This window comes from Leptospira mayottensis 200901116, assembly GCF_000306675.2.
Lineage (GTDB): Bacteria > Spirochaetota > Leptospiria > Leptospirales > Leptospiraceae > Leptospira > Leptospira mayottensis.
Window position 1 is genome coordinate 3,026,403 of record NZ_CP024871.1, and the last position, 14,825, is coordinate 3,041,227.

13 protein-coding genes and 2 pseudogenes are annotated in these 14,825 nt (G+C 39.2%); 13 read left to right on the top strand and 2 right to left on the bottom strand.

Going from position 1 to position 14,825, the window contains the following annotated elements:
• The first annotated feature begins 43 nt into the window (after positions 1 to 43).
• The 4 genes from LEP1GSC190_RS13785 (at position 44) to LEP1GSC190_RS13800 (ending at position 2,444) form a co-directional block, all read left to right on the top strand.
• Positions 44 to 766, top strand: coding sequence for an MIP/aquaporin family protein (locus LEP1GSC190_RS13785; protein ID WP_002746737.1), 723 nt, complete (start codon positions 44 to 46; stop codon positions 764 to 766).
• A gap of 443 nt (positions 767 to 1,209) precedes the next feature.
• A complete protein-coding gene (locus tag LEP1GSC190_RS13790; RefSeq protein WP_002746716.1) occupies positions 1,210 to 1,647 on the top strand; it encodes a Spy/CpxP family protein refolding chaperone in 438 nt (145 codons plus the stop codon).
• Positions 1,637 to 2,191 (top strand): RNA polymerase sigma factor, encoded by a 555-nt coding sequence (locus LEP1GSC190_RS13795; RefSeq protein WP_002746721.1) that lies wholly within the window; start codon positions 1,637 to 1,639, stop codon positions 2,189 to 2,191. Before LEP1GSC190_RS13790 ends, LEP1GSC190_RS13795 begins: the two co-directional genes overlap by 11 nt.
• A complete protein-coding gene (locus LEP1GSC190_RS13800; protein ID WP_002746925.1) occupies positions 2,181 to 2,444 on the top strand; it encodes a hypothetical protein in 264 nt (87 codons plus the stop codon). The genes LEP1GSC190_RS13795 and LEP1GSC190_RS13800 overlap by 11 nt, the downstream gene beginning before the upstream one ends.
• A gap of 356 nt (positions 2,445 to 2,800) precedes the next feature.
• Here the strand turns inward: LEP1GSC190_RS13800 and LEP1GSC190_RS13805 are convergent, their stop codons facing one another.
• Positions 2,801 to 5,824 (bottom strand): DUF2339 domain-containing protein, encoded by a 3,024-nt coding sequence (locus LEP1GSC190_RS13805; protein ID WP_002746776.1) that lies wholly within the window; start codon positions 5,822 to 5,824, stop codon positions 2,801 to 2,803.
• Between the two features lie 416 nt (positions 5,825 to 6,240).
• Here LEP1GSC190_RS13805 and LEP1GSC190_RS13810 point away from each other — a divergent pair, with 416 nt between their 5' ends.
• The 8 genes from LEP1GSC190_RS13810 (at position 6,241) to LEP1GSC190_RS13845 (ending at position 14,002) form a co-directional block, all read left to right on the top strand.
• Entirely contained in the window at positions 6,241 to 6,594 is a 354-nt protein-coding gene (locus LEP1GSC190_RS13810) for a single-stranded DNA-binding protein (RefSeq protein WP_002746899.1), read from the top strand.
• Positions 6,595 to 6,852: 258 nt separating this feature from the next.
• Positions 6,853 to 7,416 carry a phosphoribosyl-AMP cyclohydrolase gene (locus LEP1GSC190_RS13815; protein WP_002746726.1) on the top strand — a complete coding sequence of 188 codons (564 nt, stop codon included), beginning with the start codon at positions 6,853 to 6,855 and terminating at the stop codon, positions 7,414 to 7,416.
• A 58-nt stretch (positions 7,417 to 7,474) separates the two neighbouring features.
• Positions 7,475 to 8,491: an endolytic transglycosylase MltG gene (gene mltG, locus LEP1GSC190_RS13820; RefSeq protein ID WP_002746903.1), complete on the top strand. Its 1,017-nt coding sequence runs from the start codon at positions 7,475 to 7,477 to the stop codon at positions 8,489 to 8,491.
• Between the two features lie 477 nt (positions 8,492 to 8,968).
• Positions 8,969 to 9,217: a hypothetical protein gene (locus LEP1GSC190_RS13825; RefSeq protein WP_002746880.1), complete on the top strand. Its 249-nt coding sequence runs from the start codon at positions 8,969 to 8,971 to the stop codon at positions 9,215 to 9,217.
• A gap of 374 nt (positions 9,218 to 9,591) precedes the next feature.
• The gene (locus tag LEP1GSC190_RS13830) at positions 9,592 to 11,016 is read left to right on the top strand and encodes a sugar phosphate nucleotidyltransferase (RefSeq protein WP_002746706.1); all 1,425 of its coding nucleotides are present in this window, start codon (positions 9,592 to 9,594) and stop codon (positions 11,014 to 11,016) included.
• A 41-nt stretch (positions 11,017 to 11,057) separates the two neighbouring features.
• On the top strand, positions 11,058 to 12,095 hold the full coding sequence (locus LEP1GSC190_RS13835; protein ID WP_002746794.1) for an NAD-dependent epimerase/dehydratase family protein: 1,038 nt from the start codon (positions 11,058 to 11,060) through the stop codon (positions 12,093 to 12,095).
• Entirely contained in the window at positions 12,092 to 12,796 is a 705-nt protein-coding gene (locus LEP1GSC190_RS13840) for a glycosyltransferase family 2 protein (RefSeq protein WP_002746916.1), read from the top strand. The genes LEP1GSC190_RS13835 and LEP1GSC190_RS13840 overlap by 4 nt, the downstream gene beginning before the upstream one ends.
• A 6-nt stretch (positions 12,797 to 12,802) precedes the next feature.
• Positions 12,803 to 14,002, top strand: a complete 1,200-nt coding sequence (locus LEP1GSC190_RS13845) for an AZOBR_p60025 family cell surface glycopolymer formation protein (RefSeq protein ID WP_002746758.1) — start codon at positions 12,803 to 12,805, stop codon at positions 14,000 to 14,002.
• Between the two features lie 440 nt (positions 14,003 to 14,442).
• On the opposite strand, the pseudogene LEP1GSC190_RS20830 reads toward LEP1GSC190_RS13845, so the two are convergent.
• Positions 14,443 to 14,601: pseudogene (locus LEP1GSC190_RS20830) on the bottom strand (endoflagellar protein); the annotation flags it as partial.
• Positions 14,602 to 14,658: 57 nt separating this feature from the next.
• Here LEP1GSC190_RS20830 and tnpA point away from each other — a divergent pair.
• Positions 14,659 to 14,814, top strand: a pseudogene (gene tnpA, locus LEP1GSC190_RS21185) (IS66 family insertion sequence element accessory protein TnpA); the annotation flags it as partial.
• Positions 14,815 to 14,825 lie beyond the last annotated feature (11 nt).

Here is a 14,825-nt window from a genome sequence, read left to right on the forward strand (position 1 = left end):
TTGCCGATGTTAGATTTTAGTTCCGATTTTCGTAGGAGGAAAAATGTTATCGCCTGTTTTGGGAGAATTTTTGGGAACTTTCGTCCTAATTCTTTTGGGCAACGGAGTTGTGGCCGGAGTTCTGCTTGAAAGAAGCAAATCTAAAGACGGAGGTTGGATCGTAATCACCGCTGGTTGGGCCTTTGCGGTAATGATTGGAATTTTCACTTCAAACGCATTCGGAAGTTCGGACGCTCATCTCAATCCCGCGGTAACGCTCGCGTTTGCTATCAAAACCGGCGATTATTCTAAATTAGCGTTATATATTCCCGCACAAGTTGCAGGAGCTTTTTTCGGCGCAGTTTTCAATTACTTACATTACCTTCCTCATTGGAAGGAAACAAAGGATCAGGGAAAAATCCTCGCGGTTTTTTCTACGGAACCGGCAATTTCGCATGTCGTGTCCAATTTTTTCAGCGAGTTCTTAGGCACCTTCTTGCTCATTCTCGGAATCGTTTCTATTTTCTCTCCTACGATGCAGGGTTTAAATATACATTTCGGAACGTTTCTCGTGGGAATTCTTGTTTGGAGCATCGGACTTTCCATGGGAGGAACCACAGGTTACGCAATCAATCCCGCAAGAGATCTCGGGCCGAGACTCGCTCATTCCATTTTGCCGATCTCCAGTAAAGGTCCCTCGAATTGGAAATACGCGTGGTTGCCAGTAATAGCTCCTCTCAGCGGCGCCACCTGCGCTGGTTTTTTACTTGGGTATTTGAAAGTTTAAGAAAGGATGATTCCTTTTCTTGAATATAAATTTCATCAATGATGTTAGAAAGATTTTTCCAAAACTCAATTCAGACGTTTTCGCATCATAATTTTCAAGAATTATAATATTTGAATGTTTTATCGGTGCTCGGACTGTTTCGGGTTCTGGCGTTTGCCCTAATCCCTAACGCACATCTGATTCGTGATTCGAGGTGATATTTAAAAAAGTGACACCAATCGAAAAAAACTGGGGAATATAAGAAACTCATAAAATACGAAGTAGTATCGGATCGTCTATTGTACTAAAATTACAACTATTTTACCGGAGATCTGATCTACGAGGTTCAAAAATACTCCTTGAAGACGATTCGCTCTAAAAGGCTCTTTTATTTCCTTAATTCCGAAAAAAGTGGAACCTGATTTTTTCCCTTTGGTCCAAGTCCTATACAATGGAGGAATCCAATGAAAAAAATTTTTAAAGTTTCCGGTTTGATTCTTTTAGTCCTGGGACTACTCGCAGGAGGATGCAGGCATTATAGGTCTCCCGAAAAAAGAGCGGAATTTGTCGTTAAAAAGATTACTTCGGAATTGGATCTGAACGATTCTCAGAAGAAAGAACTTGATCGTATTAAAGACGAGATCTTGTCTAAGAGAAAAGAGCTTAAACTACAAGGGCCGAGAATTCCGTCAGAAGTGCTTGCCGAGTTTCGTCAGCCAACTTTAGACGAGAAAAAAATCAACAAGTCATTCGAAGTGGAAATGAATAAAATGAGTGAGATGAGAACTTTTATGACGAAAAAAGCGATCGAGTTTCATACGATTCTCACTCCCGAACAAAGAAATAAATTAGTGGATTTGATTACAGAGTTTCAACAAAAACACCGTCATCATGATGACTGAATCTGAATTTACGGAAATTGTAAGTTCCACTCGGGAAATTGTCCTCTCTGCAATAGAAAAAAACCTCGCAGAGAGATTTTCCTATGCCATTGACGACGTGGCCCAAGAAACTTATTTTCGAGCGTACAAAGCCCTCAAGAAAGATCAGTTTCGCAAAGAATCAAAACTGAGCACTTGGTTATATACGATCGCGAGAAACGAATCTTTAAGAATGAACAACAAACTTAGAAAAGAAGAAGAGCGCGCAGAGAAATTGACCAAGTCCAAAAAAGAGGAAGACTTCCTCATAAGCAATACGGACTTAAATGGAAATTCAAGACATTCCGAATGGAATTCCCAGGAAATGATCGAGACGTTACGCTCTCTCTTAGTTAAAATTCCAGATAAATATAGAAAGGTTCTTGAGTTTTATCTTGCGGGATATTCCGAAAGCCAAATCGCGGAAACGATGGGAGTAAAACCGGGAACCGTTAAGTCGAGAGCATTCCGAGGAAAAGAAATGATAAAACGAGTCGGAATCAAGGAGAAATTTTATGAAAAATAATCGTATTTTTTCCCTGAAAGAAGAAATCCTAAAAAGAAAAAAAGATAGGAATTGGGTAAGTAATATTTCTTCAAACGTAATCCGCAGGGATAAAAGAGAAACGAGAAACAAGCGTATGTTAACCGCCTCTCTCGTTTTATTCATAGGACTAAGCGCATACGTCGATTTTTGGGTCCAGGATTTGGATCTTAGAAACCAGGATCTTTTAAGTATAGGAATATTCGAGGAATTGGAAAACGCTCTGGATAAATGAAAATCCATTTCTTCTATATTTGATCGCTCTTACTCATCGGATCAAAATCGGAAAATGCTCCAATCGAATCTCTTTTTTTGAGGCATCTTTTTTATAAAAATTGAATATATGATTTCTATCATTGAAAATCCGCCTCAAAATCTTGTTTTTATCGCGATAAGATTTTATAATTTATTTCAAAACTCGAATTTTCTTATTCGGCCGCTGGGCAGGTAAAATTGTAGACCAACTGCGCCAAGATTCGTTTCAAATTTCGGGGTCGACTTTACAACCCGAATTTCATTTCCGAGAAGTTTTTTCGACTTGTCGCCGAATGAATGATTCAAACCTTCTTCGTTTTGTCCATAAAGCGCGCATCAGATAACCGGTCCGTCTGAATCGGAAGTTCTATAACGAAAAACCCTATAGGTTAAAAAAAATAGAATCATTAATCCGAAAAAGAAAAAACCTCGAATGATCCAAGTGGAAACGGGAGGTTCTCCGATCGAATAACCGAAATTTTCATTCTCACGCTCTTCTTGAATTACGGATCCGATTTGAAATACGGATTCCGAAAAAGTTTTTTCAAAATCGAACTTCGGATAAAAGGCGTAAGGATTGCCATAATAAATTCTTAAATTTTGAATCGAGTTCGAATCATCTTCCAAGTTGAGAGGGAATATAATTTCTTCTTGAAGAATAAAAACTTCCATCTTTTCCAGAGTCAGCGGATCGTCGTCTCCGTTAAAAATTTCTATTTTTAATTCGGAAGAAATCGGTTTTGAAAAAACTAAATTCGTGTCCGATGATCCATTCGATTTACGGAATATTGTTCCGCCTCCCAGTCGTTCTAGTTCAAATTCTTTGGAGGAATTTTTAAAGAATACGTTCAATTTTCTTTCAAACTTCTTTTCCTTGATGGATAACATCGCTCTATGAATCGGGACTTTCATAGGATTTCTAAAATAGAACACGCTCGATCTCGTATCCGAATTAAAACCGGATTCTAAATCGGTTTTTTCCACGGTTTTTTTGAACTCCATTCTTTCGGAAACGGATTCGTAAAGAACTTTAGTAAATTCTAAATTTATGTTGGAAGCGTTTTCTTCAATTTCGATTCGAACGTATGTTTCGTCTTCTGCGGCGGTAAACTCGATTTTGCCCGCCGAGTCTCCTCCTTGATAATTATAAATCGTAAACTCGGAATCCAATCTCCAATTTTCAGGATTTACTCCCAAATAAATTTTTCCCTGAATCTCGTATTCTCCCGGCGCTTCTTTTACGACAATGGACTTGTATTTCGTTTTAGTAGGGATTTTCGGAAGTTTTAAGACGTAAGTATGCATGTCGGACTCCCCTTTTTCCTGAAAAAGAAGATTTGGTTTTTTTTCCCCGTCCTTATCGGATGCTCCCATTACGTTTCTGGAGATAAAAGGAATCGTGCGACCGTTATGAACAATCCTTCTATCGTTGATTCCGGAATGTCTAACGACGTCCTCGTCCAATTTTATTTTTCCGTAAAATACGTTTTCTTCTTGTCCAACATTGCTAACTTTACTGGGAAGTTTCGGAATTCGGATTTCCTTATAATATCTATATCCTTTTGTGTTGATTTCCTCCGCGTTCAAAGGGAAAGCGAATATCGCCGACAAAAGCAGGAGTAGTAAACCCGAAGTTTTTCTGTAGTCCATGAGTTTTTCTCTAAACTTTTGATAAAATAGGCTCACTAGTATAAAACTCACTCCCAGAGTAAATCCGGCGACGATTCTAACGATCATACTCATCGCCCATATATCGTAAAAATATAATTTTCCCACCAGTACAATCGTAATCACAATTCCGGCGATCCTGAAGGATTTAAAGGAATATCTAAATCCTATAAATAAAAATACAGAAGAGTAAAAGGCAAAAACATAAGAATATGCTAAATTTCTGTAATGTTCGTCATAAACAGTGTGATAAACGTCCATCAGAGTTCCTAAAATCAAAGTGAATATTCCCATATAGATAAATCCTCGATGGAACCAGAAAGGGTCCCTATTTTTTTGAATATAATATGTTCCGAAAAGAAATAAGGAAGAAAGTAAGTATAAAGCAAATCGTTCGTTTAACAAAAACAAACGATTTACGTCGTCCATAGGATTAAAAAAATATAATTTAACCAAAGCCGAGATCCAAATCCAAAAACCGGCCGAAACGTATCGGAGATGTGTGTTTCCGTATTTTGAACTCAAAAAAGAGACTACACCCGCAAAAATAATCCAGGAAAAAGTAAGCCAACTTTCTTCCGAAAAATCCAAAAGAGCCACAAAGGTGAATCCCAAAAGAAGATACAAATGAATCGTTTCGAATATTTCAAGTTGCGACGGATAAAAGAAGCCCGATTTTTTTCGACTTAACAAAATCCATAACGAAAAAAGAACGGCGCCGAACAATATAAAATGGGAACCGAATTTCGGATAAGTTTCCTCTATTTGCACATACCCCATAAGTCCGAAACACAAAGAATTTAAAACGAGAAATATAGGATAAAATATCCAATTCCACCGTGGAAACACTCCGCCCGAATTTTCGTTTTTTTGTACAAGTTTCGGAAACAGGAAACCCTTTCCATAAACGAACAAAAAATACGTAATATTGATAAACAAAAATGGAACGAGAAACCCGCTTTGTTGCATATTATTCATCGCCCAGAAAAGATACAATACGAAGTTCGCAACCAACAGAAAAAAAGAAGACACAATCCAGGACGTTTTTCTAGAAATTAAAAAAAGCAGTATATTCAAAAAAACTAAATATCCAAATAAAAATCGGTAAGAGTTTTCCCCTGTTGAAATTAACACCGGAGATAAAATAGAACCGATCAACGCAAAAATATACAAAATTTCCTTACGGATCCAATAAGCTAACCCGGAAGAGAATACGCTTAACAAAGAAAGATATAGAAAAATTTCCGAAAGAGAAAAGAAATCGTAGTAATAATATCCGCCGAATAAACTGAGATAGACGATTGAAAATCCGGCTCCCAAAACCGATTCCGGTAAAATCCGAAATTTTTTCCGGGCCAATTGAATACCTGCAAAACAAACTCCAAAACCCATCGATAAACCGATCAGAATCCGAACGGATTCGTTTACCCAACGATTGTCAAAGGCGTATTTTACAAACCATGAAGACGCAAGCAGTATAGAAAATAACCCGAGTTTTCCTAAAAGATTTCCGCCTAAAAAAAGCTCCCATTCCGGACTTCTTTTTTTAAGAATCGTTTCTGAAACGGTTGGATATGTTGGTGAGGATTCTTTCGATTCCAGAATCGTTTGTTCGGTTGAAATCTCTTTTTTGAGAGATACGATCTCCGCTTCTAGTTCGTCCAAACGTTTTTGTATTTTGTTTAAGTCCAAGGAACACCACCATTCGGATGACCAACTTTTCTTACGTTCTTAAGGTTGAAAAGGAAAAATCCAATCTGGTTTAAGTCGCTTACACACGTTTGTATTTTAATCGGAACTTGCTTTCAAACCCTAACCGCTATGTTTCGTTATAGGAGATTTAGTGATCGTGATTTCTCTTAACGTTTTGAAACGAATCTTTAGTATCGATATGAAATATTAGAAGCTATCTCAAAAATACTTTATCTTTGCTTAAAACGCCGATTCGAATCATTCTAAGATATTTTTGAGACAGGCTCTAGAAAAACATTTCTTAAAAATAGTATTAGGCGTATCCTTAAAAAATCCAAAATTACGTTCCGTTTGATTCCTACCGAGAACCGTTTTCGGCGAGGAAGAAAATTTTCCTCACAATAGGAGTATGAAGAATGAAAAACTTAGCGCATATCATTTTGGACGGAAATCTCACCTCCGATCCGGAAATCAAAACCTTAAACAGCGGAAAGAATGTAACCACTTTCACTCTGGCGGTCAATCACGACTATAAATCCACACCGGAAGAACCAGGTGAAGTTTCCTTTGTAGACATCGAATTATGGGACCGCCAAGCCATCAATGCGTACGAATATCTTAAAAAAGGGAAAAAAGCAACCGTGATCGGCGAACTTCGTCAGGATCGATGGAAGTCACAAGATGGAAGTAATAGAAGCAAACTAAAAGTAGTCGGATATACGATTCGATTCGATGGCTTACCTGGAAGAAAGGAACGGGAAGCGGCTTAAGATTTAAAGTAGAATGTAAACCTGCAACGCGACCTTTATCCGTTGGGATAAAAACTATAAGCCAGGAAGCGTTGCAGAAAATAGATCGAATTTCAAAACAAGTTTAATCAATCGGGGATATTTTTTCATCTTTTTCAAAATAAGAAAGTAAAAACAGACTTCCCCTCCCATAGACAAAGCTGTAGGATTTGATTTGATTGGACCGAAGACAGATTTAAAAAACCTTGGTTTTAGGAGTTTCTACATTCTAAAAACGTCATGAGTTCCCGCAAGATAACAATCCTAGAAATTCAAGAACCGACCCGGTCGATTGCTTCCCTCTCCCGAATATCAGAGGAAGAATTACCTCGGTATCGAAATGGCCTTCCCAAAGGATTTAGAGAAGAAGTAGATTGTGACGAGGATACGGTTTTATTTCTGCATCCAAATTTTTCACCTTTGAATTTTGAAAAAATACAAGAACTCTTAGTACTTCCCACAAACGAAATGATCCCCATCGTAGCGATCGATGCTCAAAACCAGATTCTCATGCAAGCATTTGGAAACGAAGAAAGCCAAAGATTGACTTTACAAACCGGTTACGCACATTATTTCAGTCGATCCCGAAACCGGCTCTGGAAAAAGGGAGACACTTCGGGACATACCCAAAAAATTCTTCAAATCCTGTCTCCACCCAACCGATCTTTTTTGGTCTATCAAGTGGAACAAAAAATTGCGGCCTGCCACGAAGGATATTACAGTTGTTTTTTTAGGGAAAGAATGCCAGGGGGAGAATGGAATTTGCTACCGGTTTCGAGAAATTTTCTTCCGGAAAAGAACTGAAATTGCATTCTGTCCCTAGATTTTTTTTGAAAGTTGTTGAAGGAAATAAATTGGATTTATGAATATTAAGAAATTTTTGTTTTTCTCCGGACTACTAATCGGAGTTTTTCTTTTGATCGCCGTCACAACCTTTTTTGTCGTGGACGAACTCAAAGGAGGCGCTGTCGGATCCGGACAGACCAAGATGGATCTACTCATCGAATCTGGAGATACCCCCGGAAAGATTGTGGAAACTCTTTCCACTCACGGAATGATCAAATCCTCCAAGTATTTTCTTTATCTGGTTCGTTTTACGAGAAGTGCAGGAAAAATCAAACAAGGTCTTTACGAGATCAACGATGGAATGGACTCCAGAAAAATTCTTCAAGTAATCACTGAAGGAAAAGTAAAACTCGTAAACTTTACGATTCCGGAAGGATATAACAATCGCCAGATCGGCGATCTTCTGGTTTCCAAAAAGATCATCCCAAGGCGCCAAGATTTCTTACTTGCGGCGAGCAAACCCGAACTTTTGAAAGAATTCAACATTCCCTCGACTTCCGCCGAAGGATATCTCTTCCCGGAAACATACAGTATTCCGATCAATTATCCGGTCGATAAAATCGTTCGAATGATGATCAAAAGATTTTATGTTCGAATCGCAAAGATCGAAAAGGCGAAAAATCTTTCTCCCTCCGAACTTCATAAATTCGTAATTCTTGGTTCCGTTGTGGAGCGAGAGGCGAAAAGGAACGAGGAAAGACCTTTGATGGCCGGAGTTTTCAACAACCGTTTAAAACGGGATATGCCTTTGGAATCTTGTGCCACAATTCAATATCTTTTTGATAAACCGCACAGCAGGATTTTCGAAAAGGATCTCAAAATCGTATCTCCATATAACACTTATTTAAACAAAGGATTTCCTCCCGGACCGATTTCCAATCCAGGCTTTCCCGCTTTGGAAGCGGCATTTTATCCTAAGGAAACCGAATATCTCTTTTTTCTCTTAAAGGGAGACGGTTATCATTACTTCGCGAAATCCCTCAAAGAACATTTGGAAGCGAAAAAAAAGTATATAGACGTACTCTACGATTGATATAAGGCCTTATTCCAAAACATTAAGAAAAATCACGATTTTTACTGTCGTTAATAATAAAATGTAGTAGGTTCCCACAGATTATGTTTCTTTGAAAGTGTTTATGAGTTTTTAAGTCGCCTTTTTACCGTTAACCATGTGGGACAAACTTTCAATTCATGTTCCAAATCGAAGCAACTCCAACGTTGTTAGGTTAAAAAGATTTCTGTAATAGGAAATTTTATTTTTCCAAATTTGATTTCCGGACTTTCGTAAATTCTAGGAACTCTTACGTTTTTCGATGCATTTTTTCTCAGTGGGAATCTGGTTTCGCTCTTTTGAGTTCATAAATTCCAACTTGACAACTTTGAACAGTTTAATAAAAACCCTAAAAATTTTTCTGTACAGAAAACGGATTGTACAATCGAATTTCAAAATAAGAACAATCGGTTTTTGATACCCGGTCGTTTTTCTAATTCTTCGATCAGGAAAAATTACATGGCTACTCCGAATTTAGAAATCAAAAATGTAACACTGGAATTGATAGAAGTTCAAAAGGCTTTGAACGTTTTTCGGGAAAAACAGAAGAACCAGGAATCCGTTGACGAAGCGGCCGTGGAATTCGTCACTAAAGCGGACTTAGTCATCCAAAGAGCAGAAAAGAATGAAATTTTTTTGACCGACGACCAAAAAAGAAGAATTAGAAATAATCTTCTTAAAATCCGCGCTTCTTTAGGTCTGTCCTAAGTCCACCGAACGACCTGCAAAGCGATCAATCTGCCACCGGCCTTCTCCTGACTCCGTCGATTCAAGAATATCATACTCGGAACTGCCTTATGTTCAAGAATCATACCAATCTATGGATATTCGGCAGGGAGAGTAAGACGCCTGAATTTCATCAAGCACCAATAAAAATGGACGCTCTAATTTTATAGAAATGTAGGAACTACTACGTTTTATTACGAACTTACTGAAATGATGAACTGATTTCTTTTAAGGATTTCGGGACAAATTATTAGTCAACAATCCAACTTCTTAAAAAACCTTTTTCTAAATCGTTTTTGACATCCTTAGGCCTCTAAAAATAGCATATCCCCTAAGTGGCAAATATTGAAGTAGGTGTGATCGCTGCAGCGGGTAAAGGAACACGGGCCTATCCCAGAACGACATACATTCCCAAACCCTTATTCGAATTTCAGGGAAAAACGATCCTCGAACGAAACGTCGAGCTGATGCAGAACACATTCCGCGTTAAAAAAATTTATATTTTAGTCGGCCATCTCAAAGAAATGGTACTTTCCGAAATCGAAAAAATTCGGAAGAATCATCAGAACGTAGAGATCATACCTTCCCCTTGGACCACAAAAGGTCTTGCAAGCGATATCGCAAGTTTGGAATCGCAGATTCACTCTCCATTTATCACGATTCTCGGGGACGAATTCTACTTTTATCCGGATCATAAAAAGTTCATACAGACGTTCCGGAAACATCCAAAACTCATCGCTTCGATCGGAGTCCAGAAAACTTCTCTTCTTTCCAGAATCCGAAAAAATTATTCCGTGGAACTACAAGGGGATCGGATCTTGGAACTCGTGGAAAAACCTTCCGACCCTCCGAACAATCTCCTTGGTTTAGGAAGCTATCTTTTCACTCCCGCTTATTTCGAATATTTTAAACAAACTCCTCCCTCGGCCAAAAACGGAATCATCGAGATCACAGACGTAATCGATCTGATGGCAAAAAAAAGCCGCAAAGTTTTCGCGACGGAACTCGACGTGGAATACTTCAATATCAATTCCATGCAAGACTACCACCATGCGGTTTACGAGATCCGAAACGAGGAATTTGCACGTTTTAAAACTACGTTGATCGTCCCCACAAAAAATAACGAAAGATCCATCGCAGACGTGATCGTAGATTTCCGCGGGAAGGTGGACGAAATTTTAATCGTAGATGCCGGTTCTACGGATAAAACATTAGAAATTGCTAAAAAAGAAAAAGCGAAAGTTCTTTCCTTTAAAATCGAAGGAAACGAGGATCATTTCGGAAAACAGATCCAACAAGGAATTAAAGCCGCGTCAGGAGATATTGCGATCATTATCACCCCCGACGGCTCATATCGATCCAAGGATTATCCGAAACTTTTGGAATATCTGAAGGACTCCGATATGGTGATCGGAACTCGAACCACAAGACAGATGATCGAACAAGGCTCCAACCTTCTTCCCGGAGTTCGTGTGGTCAATTTGATACTCGGAAAACTTATCGAAATTTTTTGGTGGGGAATGGAACCGCGCTTTACGGACGCAATGTGTTCTTACTTTGCGATCTGGAAGGATTCTTACTCTAAAATCGAACCGGATCTAGAGATGAATGACCGGAGAATCATTCCCGAACTGATGATGGAAACGGTTCGTTCTTACATGCGTTGTATTGAAATTCCGATTTCCTATTATCGTCCGATAGAATCCGTTCCCAAAAACATGACCCGCGAATTCCTTTCAATCGTCCGTTTGATGCTGAAGAAAAAATGGCTTGGAAACTAATTTAGAATTTCGTAATTATAGAACATGAAAAAGGAATACTTATGGCAAAAAAAGTTTTAGTGACAGGCGGGTGCGGATTTCTGGGTTCCCACGTTTGTGAAACGTTTCGTAAACAAGGTTGGGACGTTGTCAGCTACGACAGTATGACCAAATACGAGTTGAAAAGAACCGGATACGGCACCGAAGCTACTCGCGAATATAACTGGAATTTTTTAAAGGCACTCGGTGTTACGATGGTGAAAGGGGATATCAGAAATCTCGAACATCTTGCGGATCGTACGGAAGGTTGCGATTTTATCGTTCATACTGCGGCACAACCCGCAATGACAATTTCCTGGGAAGATCCCGAACTTGATTTTACCACAAACGTATTAGGAACTTTTAATGTTTTAGAAGTCGCCCGTAAACGGAATATTCCAATCGTTAATACGAGTTCCATCCACGTATACGGAAATTCAATCAACGACACACTTAAAGAAGGAACCACATCCTACGAAAGAAACCCGGCAGCGATCGGAGAAGATCAACCCGTGATGGTGGGAGAAATTTCCCCGCTTCACGCTTCTAAGATGAGTGCGGAACACTACGTAAAAACGTACGTGGATATGTATAAGTTGAAGGCCGCGACGTTTCGTTTTACCGGAATTTATGGCGAACGCCAGTTTGGCGGAGAAGATCACGGCTGGGTGGCAAACTTTGCGATTCGTTCCGTGTTCGGTTGGCCTTTGCGGATTTTTGGAACCGGTAAACAAGCCCGTGATATCCTTTATGCCGCGGACGGAGCGGAAAGTTATCTCCGATGGTTCGAAAATCCAACTCCGGGAGTTTTTAACATCGGAGGCGGGCCCGATCACAAAATTTCCTTATTAGAATGTATTCATATGATCGGAGATATACTCGGTAAAAAGCAAGAGATCGTATTCGATGTAGAAAGACCAGGAGATATGCGCTATTTTATCTGCGACATCACCAAGGCGAAAGGATTCGGATTCAATCCTAAATTCAAACCGAGAGAAGGCGTGGAAAGACTGATTCACTGGATCCAAGCGGATAAATCCGTATTTGAAGTCAAAAAATGAAAAATCTCGTCGTCATTCCTGCCTACAATGAGGAGGAAACAATCCGCGAAGTTGTCGAACGAGCTTTGGCGTATTCGGACGTTCTCGTTGTCGACGACGCGTCCAAAGATAAAACTCCCGAAATTCTAAAAGTGCTGATTCGTAAATATCCGAAAAGATTGTTTACGATCCGTCACGAAAAGAACACTCATATTCCCGAAGGGATTCAGGATGGGATGAAGTTCGCAGTCGAAAAAAAATACGATTCGGTTGTGACTATGGATGCGGGCCTTTCTCACAACCCGGATAAACTTCCCGAATTCATCAAAACGGAGGCGGACCTCGTGATCGGAAATCGTATAACGACCGACGGAGTTCCACTTTACAGAAAACTAATATCTTTTATAGCTGCAAAGGTGATGAACTATTGTATTTCCCCGGGTTTGTTCGACATATTCGGCTATCGATTGCGGGATTGCACTTCCGGATATAGAAAGTATTCTAAAAAAGCGTTTACTTGGATTGTTCAAACCAAATTGGAATCAATCGCGTTTGATTTTCACATGGAGGCTCTTTCGATCGTGGCTAAAAACCAAGGAACGATCCGGGAAATCGGAATTCACTACGTGTTCTCCAACTCTTCCTTCAATCGAAGGGTTTTAAAACAAGCGATTCAGTTTGCGCTAAAATTATTAAAAAGAAAACTCGGTCTCGGCGGTTAAAAGAATATGCAAAAAATTGAATCTTTATTTCAAAAAGTCGATTCTCCCCTAAAAGGGCTGATTGTTCTTGTTTCGTTATACGGCTTCGTAACACTTGCACTTTGGTCCCGTTACGAGTGGAATCCTTCCGCGATGGTGAATTTCGGAGAGGAATTCATCAAAAAGAACGAAGTGGAAACTCCGAACGGAGTGATCTCATTTCAGGGAAAAGAAGGGGACCTTGGCGCCGGTTACGACGGCCAAATCTTTTACTATTATTCCAGATCGATTTCCAATCTGAGTCTGAAATGGCCGGAGGGATTCGACGCCACATACAGAGCTCCTAGGATCGGTTATCCGTTATTAATTTCTCTCTGGGGAATTTTCGGTAAATGGGGAAACATCGCAGGGATGTATGTCTTGAGTATTTCGCTGCTTTATCTTTCTTATTTGGCCCTTCGCGTAATTTTAAAAGAAAAATCCCATTGGGCAATTCTATATCTCATTTCTCCGTTTACTTTGGCGAGTTATTCCGTTCTTGTGAGCGATACGATCATGGTTTCGTTGATCGTGCTTGCGATTTATTTTTACGAGAAGGAAAGCTACGTTCTATTCTATGTTCTTTCCGGTCTCGCTTTGGTTACAAAAGAACCCGCGTTATTCTATCTTTTATCTTTGGGGCTTGCGGCTTTATCCCGCAAGGACGTGAAGAAAATGTTGATTGTCGGTTCTACGTTGATCGTCCCTTTACTTTGGCAAACATATCTCAAATATACTCTACCCGGTTGGACTCCGACAAGACTTGCAGTTTTTATGATTCCGTTTGAAGGAATTTATAAATATCTAATGGAATTGGGCGCAAGTTTTATTAGCGACGGGGGAATCAAACAGATCGTTCGATCCTTTTCCAAGTTTCCTCTCGTGCTCCAGTTTCTGACGATGTTCTTGATTCCTTTTACGGGATCTTGGAGGAAGGGAACTTTTTATAAAGTCGGTTTTTTCTTGGTGATCCTAATGATTGCTATTGCCGATCACTATCACTTCTGGTCCGAATACATAAATACGATCCGTCTTTTTACATTTGCAATTCCCATCTATCTTTTTATCAAAGCAGAGGACGAAGAAATAATCGACCGGCCGTTTTTGTATCTGTTTGGTTTGAATTTGATTTTGATTTTGGCGAGACTTACGATTTTGTACAAAGTTCAGAATTATGTTGTGAGATAGGCAGAGAATTCCGTCTTTGACATAAGTTCTCAGGAATAGGATCTAAATTCCGGTTTCAAAATAAACGGTGTATGATCCTATTGTTTTCCATTACAATCGTATTGGTTGTCGGATTTTTCGTTTTTAGGCGACTTGAAAGGTGCATATTTTCAAGATATACATACGTAGTTTTGTTTGCGCACCAAGCGAAACTTTTATCGCCGTTCTGTACCTCATCCCAATCCGCACGGCACAATTTTATATTTTTTGTATATTTTAATTTTTGAATTTATATTATAGCGCACTGCAATATTTAAGAATTCAATGTCACGCTCTAAGAAAAGAATCAAATCCATGTCGACTTTTTTGAGTAACTTTCAGTATTCCACAAGTGTTGAAAACCAAGTCGAACACTTTTACCATCATACGCATTTATAAAAAGATTTTTTATACGTCGTAATTCAATCCAAGCTTTTTTGAGTTTCTTGTAGAAGATACGAGGAATCTATATTTGAAAAAGATTCATTTAAGGATTCTTGCAAACGTTCGCTATACCCCAACCGCTCCCACAAAACGGCAATTCTGGTTCCTTCAAAGCTTAAGATCGAGAGAGAATAATGTAAGCATCTAACGAACCGCACCTTTTAGAAACTCTCAAAACTGTTAAACTGCTTTTTATGAAAAAAACGAAAATAGATTGGGCCAAAGAATTTGATGATTTTTCGAAGAGCGGACTTTCGCAGCCTCAGTATTGCAAAGAAAAACGCCTCAAATACACGACGTATCGGAATCATTGGGAAAAGCGTTCTAAGAATTCGGAGAAGAACGAGTTAGAGCCGGTCTC

Coding starts and splice junctions, on each gene's coding strand:
- LEP1GSC190_RS13785 (WP_002746737.1), top strand. CDS start 44: ATGTTATCGCCTGTTTTGGGAGAATTTTTGGGAACTTTCGTCCTAATT.
- LEP1GSC190_RS13790 (WP_002746716.1), top strand. CDS start 1,210: ATGAAAAAAATTTTTAAAGTTTCCGGTTTGATTCTTTTAGTCCTGGGA.
- LEP1GSC190_RS13795 (WP_002746721.1), top strand. CDS start 1,637: ATGATGACTGAATCTGAATTTACGGAAATTGTAAGTTCCACTCGGGAA.
- LEP1GSC190_RS13800 (WP_002746925.1), top strand. CDS start 2,181: ATGAAAAATAATCGTATTTTTTCCCTGAAAGAAGAAATCCTAAAAAGA.
- LEP1GSC190_RS13810 (WP_002746899.1), top strand. CDS start 6,241: ATGAAAAACTTAGCGCATATCATTTTGGACGGAAATCTCACCTCCGAT.
- LEP1GSC190_RS13815 (WP_002746726.1), top strand. CDS start 6,853: ATGAGTTCCCGCAAGATAACAATCCTAGAAATTCAAGAACCGACCCGG.
- mltG (WP_002746903.1), top strand. CDS start 7,475: ATGAATATTAAGAAATTTTTGTTTTTCTCCGGACTACTAATCGGAGTT.
- LEP1GSC190_RS13825 (WP_002746880.1), top strand. CDS start 8,969: ATGGCTACTCCGAATTTAGAAATCAAAAATGTAACACTGGAATTGATA.
- LEP1GSC190_RS13835 (WP_002746794.1), top strand. CDS start 11,058: ATGGCAAAAAAAGTTTTAGTGACAGGCGGGTGCGGATTTCTGGGTTCC.
- LEP1GSC190_RS13840 (WP_002746916.1), top strand. CDS start 12,092: ATGAAAAATCTCGTCGTCATTCCTGCCTACAATGAGGAGGAAACAATC.
- LEP1GSC190_RS13845 (WP_002746758.1), top strand. CDS start 12,803: ATGCAAAAAATTGAATCTTTATTTCAAAAAGTCGATTCTCCCCTAAAA.